General features: G+C 67.1%; 7 protein-coding genes. 2 read left to right on the top strand and 5 right to left on the bottom strand.

The window, feature by feature from the left end; translation table 11 throughout:
• Positions 1-221: 221 nt before the first annotated feature.
• From AC07X5_RS10615 to AC07X5_RS10600, 4 genes are all read right to left on the bottom strand, one after another.
• Positions 222-5,873 carry a DUF4347 domain-containing protein gene (locus tag AC07X5_RS10615; protein WP_494770103.1) on the bottom strand — a complete coding sequence of 1,884 codons (5,652 nt, stop codon included), beginning with the start codon at positions 5,871-5,873 and terminating at the stop codon, positions 222-224.
• Positions 5,874-6,218: 345 nt separating this feature from the next.
• Entirely contained in the window at positions 6,219-7,268 is a 1,050-nt protein-coding gene (locus AC07X5_RS10610; protein ID WP_494770102.1) for an alpha/beta hydrolase family protein, read from the bottom strand.
• 166 nt (positions 7,269-7,434) lie between these two features.
• Positions 7,435-8,427 (bottom strand): Bug family tripartite tricarboxylate transporter substrate binding protein, encoded by a 993-nt coding sequence (locus AC07X5_RS10605; RefSeq protein WP_494770101.1) that lies wholly within the window; start codon positions 8,425-8,427, stop codon positions 7,435-7,437.
• Positions 8,428-8,494: 67 nt separating this feature from the next.
• The gene (locus AC07X5_RS10600; RefSeq protein WP_494770100.1) at positions 8,495-9,970 is read right to left on the bottom strand and encodes an amidase; all 1,476 of its coding nucleotides are present in this window, start codon (positions 9,968-9,970) and stop codon (positions 8,495-8,497) included.
• Positions 9,971-10,091: 121 nt separating this feature from the next.
• Here AC07X5_RS10600 and AC07X5_RS10595 point away from each other — a divergent pair, with 121 nt between their 5' ends.
• Positions 10,092-11,009: a LysR family transcriptional regulator gene (locus AC07X5_RS10595; protein WP_494770099.1), complete on the top strand. Its 918-nt coding sequence runs from the start codon at positions 10,092-10,094 to the stop codon at positions 11,007-11,009.
• A 4-nt stretch (positions 11,010-11,013) separates the two neighbouring features.
• Here the strand turns inward: AC07X5_RS10595 and AC07X5_RS10590 are convergent, their stop codons facing one another.
• Positions 11,014-11,430: a GNAT family N-acetyltransferase gene (locus tag AC07X5_RS10590; protein ID WP_494609946.1), complete on the bottom strand. Its 417-nt coding sequence runs from the start codon at positions 11,428-11,430 to the stop codon at positions 11,014-11,016.
• Positions 11,431-11,695: 265 nt separating this feature from the next.
• Between AC07X5_RS10590 and nth the strand changes: the two genes are divergently transcribed.
• Complete coding sequence (nth, locus tag AC07X5_RS10585) at positions 11,696-12,334, top strand: endonuclease III (protein WP_409958655.1); 639 nt, start codon at positions 11,696-11,698, stop codon at positions 12,332-12,334.
• Positions 12,335-12,510 lie beyond the last annotated feature (176 nt).

The raw sequence follows: 12,510 nt of genomic DNA, 5'->3' as shown, positions 1-12,510 counted from the left end.
TGTGCATCTTGCCGGCACATGCACCCGGCCGCGGGAGATGTGCAAAAAGTCGGCGCGCAGGCCGGTCCATGCCCGCCCGGCGCTGGTCAGCAGGACCTGCGGTGCGAGCGATGGTGGAACGGATGGAGAGGAAGGCATGGTCAACAGGGTTCGACGGGCGTGGGCAGCGCCATGCTGGCCGGCAGCCCACATCGCATCAGGCGAACTCTACACGCTCGCCATCAGGCGAATTCGATTCCCTTGGCCGCCAGCCCGACCAGGTCAATCCGGGTGGCATTGGCATCCAGGTGCGCCGCCATCACCACCAGATCGGCCGCGCTGACCCCGCCAGCCATGATGTCCGTCAGGATCTTGAGCTCCGGCGCCGTGCCCGCCCGGCCCACCACATTGGTCCACAGGGTTTGCGCAATCTGCGTGGGCGTGCTCACCCCCAGCAGCTGCAGCCCCAGGCCCGCAATGGTCTGGCTGCTGGCCCCGGCATCCAGTGCCCGGATCACCTCGCCCACCACGCCCTTGTTGGCCAGGATGGCCGGGCCGCCCAGCGCGCCCAGCAGCTTGGCGGCCTCGCCCGCGTTGCCGTTGATGTCCAGCGCCAGCTTGGTGTCCGTGAGGGTGACGCGCTCCACGTTGCTCACGTTCAGCATGGCCCCATCGGTCAGGCGCTGCAGCGTGTAGCTACCGCTTGTGTTGTGCTGCACGAAGGTCTGCCCCAGCGTGGCCGGGATGACCACGGTGTCGATGCCGGCACCGACATCCACATAGCGTGCCAGGCCCAGTGTGGGGGTGATGGTGTTGTTGCCGGCGTCACCGCTGACAATCACATCGCGCACGGCATCGACGCGGATCGCCCCCCCGCCGGCCATGCCTTCGAGCAGTTGCGCGGGGGTCTTGCCGGCACTTTGCTGCGGGAACACCTGGGCGAACAGGGTGGCCACCTGCTCGGCACTCTGGCCTGCGAGGGTCTGGATGGCGGCGCCTTCACTCTGGTTCAGATCGCGGCCCAGCCACTTCTGGAACAGATAGGCAGCGGCCTCCTCGGCCGCACTGTGCGCCACCGTGAGGCTGGGCCCGGTGGCAAAGCGCACCTGCTCCACATCGACCAGCCAGTCGGAGACACCCGAAGCGGTGTGCGTGAGCTTGATGCCGGCGCCCTCCAGGGTCACGGTGTAGTCGGTGCGCGCGCCTTCCTGGATGGCCACGTCAAACCCGGTACCGCCGTTCAGGCGGTCACTGCCCGTGCCTCCGGACAACAGGTCATTGCCTGCGCCGCCAAACACGATGTCGTCGCCCGCATCGCCATAGACCTGGTCATCGCCAGCCTCGCTACCCACGGTGTCGTTGCCGGCGCCGCCGTGGATCACGTCGTCATCGGGGCCGAGCACGATCCACTGGGCGCCGCCATCGCCGCTGGCCACGTTCTGGCCGGCGCCGCCGATCAGGCGCACGTTGCCCACCACCGCCACGAACTCGATGTTGTCCACCTGAATCACCGAGCCCGCAGGCAGGCTGCGTGCGTCGATGATGACCGCCTGCTTTCCGTCGGCGGGGTTGGTGCTGCCGGTGATGACCAACGGCACGTTCGGATCGAAGCCGGCCCCTGCGGTGGGCTTGAGGATCTGCACGCTCAAGGGCTCGTTGGGCGGCATGCTGGCAAAGAACACCTGGCCGGCATTGATCAGCTCGGGGTTGGTACCGGCAACGCGCTCGATGCGGAAACCCAGTTCGGCCAGCGCGGCGGAACCGGTGCTCGTGCCCGCAAGACCCTCGGCCTGCAGGCCCACACCAGTGGGCACGCTGACCTGCACGATGGGGTGTCCATCGGGGCCCTTGACCAGCGGAATGTCGGCCAGCGGCGAGGGGGTTCCGGGCACGTCAGGGCGGGTGGACACCACCACCGGGATGGTGGTGATGGTGGAGCCGCCGGGGCCGGGCTCGGTGGTGACGGGCACGCCGTCCACGGTGGTCGCCGGTGGGGTCGCAGGGGCCTCAGCCGCTACGGTGGTGAAATTGTAGGTGGTGTTGTCGGTGACGGCCGTGGCGTAGTTGCCCGCCGTGTCCACGAGGGCGTTGGCATCCCAGTTCACATGGTAGGCCGTACCCTCGGCCAGGGCCGACGCGGGCGTGATGACCAGGTGGCCGCTGCTGTTGAGGGTGACCGTGGCGGCAATGTTGCCTGGCGTTCCCACCTTGCGCAGGTAGACCTTGCTCAGATCGCTCAAGGCGTCCAGGGCCTCGCTGAAGGGCAGCACGATGGCGCCAGTGGTCGGTGCCGTTCCGGCATTGTCTGCGGGCGTGCCTGCGGCGCCATTGGGTGTGGGGGCCGTATTGTCGATCGCGTAGGTGTGCGAGTAGGCTGTGCCATGGTTGCCCGCGGCATCGCTCACGCGCACCTTGAGCGTATTGCTGCCGCTCAGCGTCTGGCCCACCAGCGACCAAGTGTCGGTGCCCACTGCACTCGCCGCCAAAGTCCAGGTGCCGCCATCGTCGAGCGAGACGTAAACACGCTCTCCTGCCGCCAGGTTGGAAGTCAACGTGCCGCTGACGGTCTGCGCCGCGGTTTTGGTAATGAAGTCGCTGTCGGACGTGCCTGTGTCAGCCAAGAAGGCAGCGCTGTCCACCGTATTCGTCGGCGCGGCCGTGTCGATGACGATGTCTTTGTTGGCGCCCAGCGAACCGGCCGTGCCGGGCGTGGCCAGCGTGAGCGCAGCGTTCTGATGCGCCCCACCAGCCTCGATGATGGTTGCGCCGTTCAGCATCAGTGCGGAGGTGGAGCTGTAGTCCAGGTCAGCGCTGTTCTGGCCGGCTCCGACGGCGTAGCTGAAGGTCAGCGTGCTGGTGCCGGTGCCGCCGACGTAGACGGCGCTGCCGCCGCTTGCCAGCGCCAGGGTGGGCGTGCCGCCGGTGGTATCGACATCGACGGCGCTGGAGAATGCCACGGTGATGGTGATGGTCTGGGTGGTGCCGTAGCTGCCATCGGGTGTGCTGGCGCTGACGCCGGTGACGCTGGCCTGGTTGCCATCGACGTTCACCGCGGCGGTGCTGCCCACGCTGTTGAGGGTGGTCACGGCATCGTTGCCGGCAGCGTCCTGCAGGAGGCCACCGTTCGCCGACAGCGCGCCCACGGTGATGCCGTTGGCGTCGATGTCGCCGCTGGGCACGGTGTAGCGAAACAGCAATGCGCTGGTGCTGGAGCCGGATACATAGTCGGCATGGCGTGTGGTGCTGCCGACCACGAGCGCGATGCGCGGCGTTCCGCCGAAGCTGTCGACGATGACCGCTTCGCTGAAGCTGACCGTGAAGTCCAGCACACCGTTGGCGTAGTAGGTGCCATTGGGAGGCACCGTCACCGAGGTGACGGTGGGTGCGCTGGTATCCACGGTGATGGTCAGACCGGCGGAGGTGGCCGAGACATTGCCGGCGGTGTCGGTGGACACGGCGGTGATGGTGTGGCTGCCCTGGGTCAGCACGCCAGTGGTGTAGGTCCAGCCACCGGCACCAGCGATGACGGTGCCGAGCACCGTGGCACCTTCGTACAGGGTGACCGTGCTGCCGTTTTCTGCCGTGCCGCTGAACGTGGGAGTGGTGTCGAGGGTGATGTTGTCGTTGTTGGGTGTGCCGGTGTCACTGGCCGTGGCCAAGTCTGGCGTGCCGGGCGTGGCCGGGGTGCTGGTGTCCAGCGTATAGGCCTTGCTGTGCGGGGTGCCCTCGTTACCTGCAGCGTCGACCACCTTCAGTTGCAGCGTGTTGCTGCCGGCGAGCGTGACGCCATTCCAGCTCAGTGTGGTGCTGCTGAGCTTGCTGGTGATGTCGGTCCAATGGGCGCCATTGTCGAGCGAACCGTACAGAATATCGCCGGCCATCACCGAATTGCTCAGTGTGGCGCCGATGGTCTGGCTGGCAGTCTTCGTGATGAAGTCGGTACTGCTGGCACCGGTGTCGGCCGACAGCGTCAGATTGCTGAAGGTGATGGTCGGCGCGGTGGTGTCATAGGTGTAGACCTGCGAAAGCACGTCACCATCGTTGCCAGCGGTGTCGCTCACCTTGACCTTGAGCGTATTGCTGGCAACGAGCGAGACGCCGCCAAGCGACCAGGTGTTGTTGCCAACTGTCGTCGTGGCTGCAGACCAACTGGCCCCGTTGTCGCGTGAGACGTATACCCTGTCTCCCACCACCATGTTGGCCGACAGGGTGCCGCTGATGGTCTGCGACGCCGTGTTGGTGATGAAGTCTGTACCGGATGTGCCGCTGTCGTTGGAGAAGCTGGCGGTTGCAATGGTAGTTCCCGGTGCAGTGGTGTCCAGCGTGTAGTTCTGAAAGCTCAGGCTGCTGTCGTTGTCTGCGGAGTCGGTGACCTTGAACATGACTGAGTTGTTGCCGGCGCTGAGGGTGGCGCCGGTCCAGGTCAGCGAGGTGCCGCTGACCTTGCTCGTGATGTTGGTCCAGTTGCTGCCGCCGTTGGTCGACCCCCAGACCGTGTCAGAGCCCGCGGGTGCACCGCTGAGCGTGGCACTGATGGTCTGGCTGGCAGTCCTGGTGATGAAATCGGTATTGCTGAAGCCCGTATCGGACGACAGCGCAATGCTGCTGAAGGTGGTGGTCGGCGACACGATGTCCAGCGCATAGGTGTGCGAGAAGGCGGTGCTGGCAGCATCCGCGTTGGCAACCCGCGCAAGAAAGGTGTTGCTGCCGGCCAGGGTGGTCGTTGTGCTCCAGGCCTTGGTGCCCTCCGTGTACGTGGTGGCATCGCTCCACGAACTGCCGTTGTCGTAGGACACCTGGACTTTTTCACCCGTACCCAGGTTCGCCGACAACGTACCGCTGATGAGCTGCGAAGCTGTGTTGGTGATGAAGTCGGTCTGGCTGCTGCCGGTGTCGGTGCCCAGGCTGGCGCTGCTGACCTTGGCGGCCGGTGGCAGCAGCTTGACGTCGCTGATGTTGAAGTTTTGAAAGCTCGTGTACTTGGTCGAGGTGACCGTGATGCTGCGCATGTCGTTGAGCGCAGTATCAAAGCTGGAAAAGGTGGACCGGGAGCCCTTGTCATTGACACCGGTCTGGGTATAGCCGGAGATGGTGCCGTCGGCCCAGGTGATGCTGAAGTCCATCGAGCCGGATTCGGCCAGCACCTCAAACGAGTTGATGTCGAAGCTGTAGCCGGCCTCGACGGCGATGGTCATGAGGACGCCTTCGCCGCCAGCCGAGACATACGGATAGAGAGCGTCGTTCGGAGATTCGTCGTAGATGTACATTTCCGGGCCGCTGAAGGTGATGGCGTGGCCCGATACGGTCTTGCCGATGCTGGTGGCCGGCGTTACATCACCGCCGTCGACGCCGTTGACAAAACTCAGCACATCGAGCACGCCGTCGTACTCCGCCAGCGCCAGCGGGCTGGCCTCGATGCTGCCCATGTGGCTTTCCAACGCCCAGTTGCCGCCCAGGCGGGCGGAACCCGTGAGGTCGGTCGAGGCGGCCACGTCAGCACCCGCCAGCCGGGCCAGTGTCGATACGAACTGCGCGCCCACGTCGCCCGCCGCCAGATTGCAGGCATACACCAGAAGGTCGCCGCCGGGTGCCATGGCACGGCCGATGGCGGCCAGTGGAGCGCTGTGTGCCGCCAGGTTGCTGTCCAGCACGGTACTGCCCAGCAGCAGCGATCCCGCGCTGCCATGCGCCAGCACATGCACTGCGGTCACGTCGCCCCTGTCGCCCAATGCAGCGGCCATTTGCGCCAGACCATCGTGCGTGGCTTCAATGCGCACGACTTCCACATCGTGCCCCAGGTCCCGCAGCAGGATGTCGATGTCTTCGACGCGGCTGTCGACGAAAGCCACTTCGCGCCCGGCAGAAGTGGATGGGACAAGGGAGGTATTGCTCATGGAAGGGGGCTTCTCGGGATGGGATCGGCCCTCGTGCGAAGCGCACAGAGGGCTCTCAAAAGGAATGCGATTTGTGAAGGCTGTCATGCGTTTTCCGACGCACGATGCCTCTCACCTCGCGCAGGGAGACCCATCCCACAGGACGGTGTTACTTATTGAAAATAAGTGAATCCGATGTAGGGGTCAATACAAACATGGGCGTTTACACAAAATATACAAACGCATCCACAAGGCTGGGCAGTGAATGCGCCCCACCCGCCATCCCGTCTCCACCATCCCGTCACCGAAAAGCGCCTGCGCGAACGCGGTGCCCATCGCTCCCCCGGCCGCTGGGCTCGTTCGACTTCAGCGCCACTGCCGCGCAAAGAACTCCACCACCTCATTCTCCAGCTGTGGCTGGTAGGCCACGCGGTCGAAGCCCGGCGGGTTGGCCGCGGCATCACCGGCATCCGAAGGCAGCGGCATCGAGGGTTGCGCCATGAAGGCGAAGTGCCCTGCCCCCGCCGCCGTGCTGGCCTGTGCCTTGGGCATGTGTTCGGCAACGCGGCCGCCGTGGTACTTGCCGACCAGCACGGTATCGCGCTCGGCCACGATGACACGCACGGGCACGGCGACGGCCGCCAAGCTCTCGGGGGTGAAGACCACGGCCAAGGGTGCGAGGGCGACGATGGCCCGGATGCGCGGATCGGGCACGGAGACGCGCTGCGCGTCACGGCCCGGGGCGGCCGCAGGCGCCGCCAGGGCCGCCGGAAGCGGACCGGTGGCAGGCAGCTTGCCCAGGGAACAGAACATGGGGTCGTCCTGCACGCTGCGGCAGTGCTCGGCGGCGCGCTGGGGTTCGGCCTCGGCCCCGGCCAGCGCCAGCACGGTGTAGCCGCCGGCGGAATGGCCTACCGCGCCGATGCGGCCGGCCGGAATGCGGCTGCCCCAATCGGGGCTGGCCAGCAAGGCATCGAGCACGCGGCTGACCTGGCGCGGGCGCTCGCCGAAGTAGTGGCCGGAGGTGACCATGGAGCGGTCCTGCCAGTTATCGCCCGGGTGGCGCAGGGCAGCGACGAGGTAGCCATCCCTGGCCAGCCGCGTGGCCAGGTTGTGGTGGCCCACTTCGGAGCCACCCGTGCCGTGCGAGATCAGCACCAGGCCCTTGAGCGGCGCCTGCGCAGCGGGTGCACCGGGTGCCACCACCGGCTGCCAGGGGCCCATGGGCAGGGCACGGGCCGGCGCAGCGGTGGGGTAGAACAGCGCGACCTGGATGGGGGTGTCGCCGGGAACGGTGAGCGTGCGGTAGCCCGCCTGTTGTCCTTGTTGCTGCGCTTGTGTGGCTTGCGCGCCGGCCTGGCCAGCCAGGCCCAGCAGGGCTGCGGCGGCGAGCGTCTGGAACAGCAGGTGCATCATGGTGTGTGCCTCAGTGGTTGGACCGCGAAAACAGCGGCATGGACGGCACTGTAGGCAGGCTGGCTGGCCCGGCATACCGGCTTGCGACGAAATGCCGGGAGGCGTCGCCAAATGCCGGGATGCAGGCGCGGGCGACGTCCATGCGGCAACGCCCGCCATGGCAAATTCAATCGCTCCGGATATCCGCCCGGGCAGCCACCGCGCGCATGGCCGGCAACTCACGCTCGATGCGCGCACGCAGGCCGCCGCCGTTGGACCACGCAGGGGTCATGCCGATGTCCACCAGCTTCTTCCTGAACTCGGCCGAGGCCATGGTGTCGGCCAGGGCCTTCTCCAGCTTGCCTTGCACCGGCGCGGGCAGCCCAGCCGGGCCGACGAAGGCGAACCAGGAGCCCATGTCGAAGCCGGGGTAATCGCTCTCCGCGACGGTGGGCACGTTGGGCAGCAGCGCCAGGCGCTGCGCGCCCAGGGCCACGATGGGCTTGATCTTGCCGGCCTTGATGAGCGGAGTGGAGGCCACCACCGTATCGACCGCGAACTGCACCTGCCCGCCCATCAGCGCCGTGAGGTTGGGCGCGCTGCCGTTGAAGGGCACATGCAGCATCTTCGCGCCGGTGGTGGACTTGAGCACCTCGCCGCCGAAATGCACCGACGAGCCGGTGCCGTAGGAGCCGTACGAGAACTTCTCGGGCGCGGCCTTGGTCTGGGCGATAACCTCCTTGAACGTGCTGCCGGGAGTGTCGTTGTGGGCCACCAGCAGCAGGCCCATGTCGGCCACCAGGCCCAGCGGCGTGAAGCTGCGCACCGGGTCGTACGGCAGGTTGCTGCGGATGGCAGGGTTCAGCGTGAAGGTGGTGTTGGCGCCCAGCAGCAGGGTGTAGCCATCGGCAGGCGCCTTGGCGACGATGGAGGCGCCCACCACCGTGCCGGCACCGGCCCGGTTCTCGACCACCATGGGCTGGCCCAGGCGCTCCCCCAGGGCGGTGGCCAGCAGCCGGCCCAGGATGTCGGTGGCGCCGCCGGGTGCAAAGGGCACGATGAGCTTGATTGGCCGGTCGGGGTAGCCTTGTTGCGCCCACGCCCCGGCCGGCGCCGCCAGCAGGGCCGCAGCGGCCACGAGACACGACAGAAAACGGGAACGCGGCATGGCGACGGGCATGGAAAGGCTCTCCGGAAAGAAGACAGGGGGCGACAGGAACGGTGAAGGGGCAAGGTCGCCCGAGGCCTCAGCGCAACAGCGGGCTGGGCACCCGGGAGTAGCCGCTGGCCAGGTCATACGCGTGGCCGATCTGCAGCACGGCGGCATCGGACTGCACGGGGCCGATGACCTGCAGACCGGCGGGCAGGCCTTCGGGGCCGAAGCCCGCGGGGGCCGCCAGCGCAGGCAGGCCGGCCATGGTGGCGGGCACCACGGCCTCCATCCAGCGGTGGTAGGTGTCCATGCGGCGGCCGGCCACCTCGTGCGGCCAGTCCAGGCTGGCGTCGAAGGGGAACACCTGGGCAGCGGGCAGCACCAGGAAGTCGAAGCGCGTGAACAGCCCGCGCAGGGCCTGGTACCAGGCCGTGCGCACGCGCGCCGCGTCATAGACCTGCATGGCGGTGAGGGTGAGGCCACGCTGTATCTCCCACACCGCCTCGGGCTTGAGTTGGGCGCGCTTGGCGCCGTCGTGGTACAGGGCCGCATTGGCGCCGGCCACGCTGAAGCTGCGCAGGTCGAGCCAGGCATTCCACAGCTGCGCCAGGTCGAAATCGACCACCGCCTTCTCGACCGTGCAGCCCACGGTGCGGAAGTGGTCGAGGGCCTTTTCGCAGGTGGTGTAGACCCCGGTTTCAGTGGGCAGGTAGCCGCCCAAGTCGCCCAGCCAGCCGATGCGCATGCCCTTGAAGTCGCGCTGCAGCGGCTGGCCGAAGGCGGCCACGTCGTCGCTGCGGCGCGTGAGCGGCAGGCGCGCGTCGAACCCGGCCTGCACCGACAGCAGCAGCGCCAGGTCGGGTATGTTGCGCGCCATGGGCCCGGTCACGCTGAACTGCTGGAAGAACACCTCCTCGGCCGGGCCGTGCGGCACCAGGCCGGGCGAGGTGCGCAGGCCATACACGTTGTTGAACGCAGCCGGCGTGCGCAGCGATCCCATCATGTCCGAACCATCAGCCACGGGCAGCATGTGCAGGGCCACGGCCACCCCCGCCCCGCCGCTGCTGCCGCCGGCCGAGCGCGCCGGGTCGAAGGCATTGCGCGTGGTGCCGTACACCGGGTTGTAGGTGTGCCCGCCCAGGCCAAACTCGGGCGAATTGGTGCGTCCGATGAAGAGCGCACCGCTGGCGCGCATGCGCTCGTAGGCCACCGCATCGGTGCTGGTGACCTGGCCCGCAAAGAGCGGGGAGCCACGCGTGGTGACCATGCCGGCAGCAGGCGCGATGTCCTTGGGCGCCTGGGGCATGCCGTGCAGCGGACCCAGGCTCTGGCCTCGCGCCAGCTGCGCGTCGCGCTCGGCGGCCTGGCCGCGCAGGGCATCGCGGTCGGCCATGGCCACCAGGGCGTTGACCACGGGGTTCAGGCGGTCCACCTGGGCCAGGTAGGCATCGAGCACCTCCACACACGAGACCTCGCGGGCCTGGATGGCGCGCGACAGGCCCACCGCCGTATGGGCGACGATGCCGCTGGGCGCGATGCCCGTGGACGGCAGGGTGGAGAGGTCAGGCATGGCGGTGATGGATGAATGTGTCATTTCAAAGTCAGCATAGGCAGGCGGCTGCTTTTCTACAATCGCTGATTTCTTCAGTTACCTTTGCGTTTTACGCAAACCGCCGCCCCAGGGGACTTCCATGCTTTCCAGCCGCCTCCAAGACACGGCCCTGCGCTACTTCCTGGAAGTGGTGCGCAGCGGCTCCGTGAGTGAAGCCGCTGTGCGCCTGAACGTATCGCCCTCGGCCGTGAGCCGGCAGGTCGCCGCACTCGAAGATTTGCTGGGCCTGCCGCTGTTCGAGCGGCGACCGCGCGGCATGGCGCCCAGCGCGGCGGGCGAATTGCTGGCCGCCCACGCCCGCCGCGGCGCCATGGAGGCCGACCGCGTGGTGGCCGACATCCAGGCGCTGCAGGGCCTGCACACCGGCCTGGTGCGGGTGTGCAGCTCGGCCGGCTTCGCCATCGAGTTCCTGCCGCGCGTGATGGCGCAGTTCCGCCAGCAGTACCCGGGCATCCAGTTCCATGTCCGGGTGGCCAGCCCGGCGGCAGTGACCACGGCCGTGCTCCACGGCGATGCCGACGTCGGCCTGACCTACAGCCGTTCCGCCGAGCGCGACATCCGCGTGCAGCACCGCGAGGCCTCGCCCGTCATCGCCATCATGCGGCCCGACCATGCGCTGGCGCGCTTCAAGTCGGTCACGCTGGCACAGATGCACCCCTACCCCATCGCCCTGCCCGAGCGCGACAACACCGTGCGCCAGCTGTTCGACATCGGCTGCAGCCAGCGCGGCCTGGTGTTCGAGCCGGTGCTGGTGTGCAACCACTTCGAGACGCTGACCCACTTCGTGCTGCACGGCGGCGGGCTGTCGATATCGGGCGAGGTGACGGTGCGCGACCGCGTGCGCCGCGGCGAGCTGCATGCCGCCCAGATCCGCGAACGGGGCATGAGCGAGCGCGCCGTGGAACTGCAGACGCTGAGCGGCCGCACCCTGCCCGCGGCGGCGCGCATGTTCCTGGAATTCCTGAGCGCACAGCTGGTGGCGCGGGAAGGGGGGTGATCAATCAGGTCAAGGGCTTGATCAGCACGTACAAGGTGAGCCCCGGGATGTAGTTGTCGATCTGGGCATGACCCCGGTACCCGGCACGCTCGTACATTGCGGCCGTCTTTTGCGACAGCGATTCGATGAGGCTTTCGCTGCATCCGGCTCCTCTGGCGGCCTCCTCGATGCCGGCCAGCAGTCTGCTGCCAAGGCCTTTGCGCCGATGCCCGGCATCCACCCAGAGGTATTCCACATACAGCCGGTCCAGCTCGATCCGACCCACCGCGCCACCGATCAGGTGACCGTTTTCGCGGACCAGGCAGGCCAGCGGCTGAGGCTCTCCTGCACCGACGGATGCACGGTCATGGGCAATGACCGCCTTGGAGATCTGCGCAACCACCCGCCCTTCAGGCGCAAAAGAAGTCTCTAGCTCGTTCATGTTCCACCGCAGCGATTTTTCTGCTGATCTGTTGCGCCACGTAGCCTGCGCCCCGTAGCGCATGGACCCCTTTGCAAAAATGGTGCTGTTCAGGGGTTCACCGCAAACAGCGCCGACGTGCTGCAAGCAAGCAGGCAAGCCATGCAGTCTAGGCAACACCGCATCAATTCGCCGTAAAAAGACGGGGGGAAGCCATCAAATCGCCGTCAAGAACCCTCTGCAGGACAATGCCGCATCCGACAAGAAGACATCCCCCCACCCCACCATGAAAACCGAGCAGATCGAGCCCTTCTTCGCCGCCCTCAAGGCGGCCAACCCCATGCCCAACACGGAGCTGGAGTACACCACCCCGTTCGAACTGCTGGCCGCCGTGCTGCTTTCGGCCCAAGCCACCGACGTGGGTGTGAACAAGGCCACGCGCAAGCTGTTCCCGGTGGCGGGCACGCCGCAGGCCATCCTGGACCTGGGGCTGGAGGGGCTGGAGGGCTACATCAAGACCATCGGCCTGTACCGCACCAAGGCCAAGAACCTGCTGGAGACCTGCCGCATCCTGGTCGAGCAGCATGGCAGCGTGGTGCCGCGCACGCGCGAGGAACTGGAAGCCCTGCCCGGCGTGGGGCGCAAGACGGCCAACGTGGTCCTCAACGTGGCCTTCGGCCAGCCCACGATGGCGGTGGATACGCACATCTTTCGCGTGAGCAACCGCACGGGGCTTGCGCCTGGAAAGGATCCGTTGGCGGTGGAGTTGCAGTTGATGAAGCGGGTGCCCGAAGCGTATGCGGTGGATTCGCACCACTGGCTCATTCTGCTGGGGCGGTATGTGTGCCAGGCGCGCAAGCCGCGGTGTTGGGAGTGTGTGGTGCCGCGGTATTGCGACTTTGAGCCGAAGACGCCGGCACCTTGAGCCTTGAGCCTTGTTGGCGGTGGTTGGGCTATGCCTTGATTGAGGGCGGGGGCCGGGGTGTGCGCCCGGCGGCGCACCTACCTTCTTTTGCGTCGCCAAGAGGGTGTAGAAGAAATCTATTTGAGCCGCGCAAGGAGCATGCGAGCCTGCGCCAGCCAGACCCAAGCGGCAGCGTA

It is taken from the genome of Acidovorax sp. GW458-11-26-14-TSB4 (assembly GCF_059423865.1).
The sequence above is the reverse complement of the archived record's forward strand: the minus strand, read 5'-3'. Positions and strand labels throughout refer to the sequence as shown.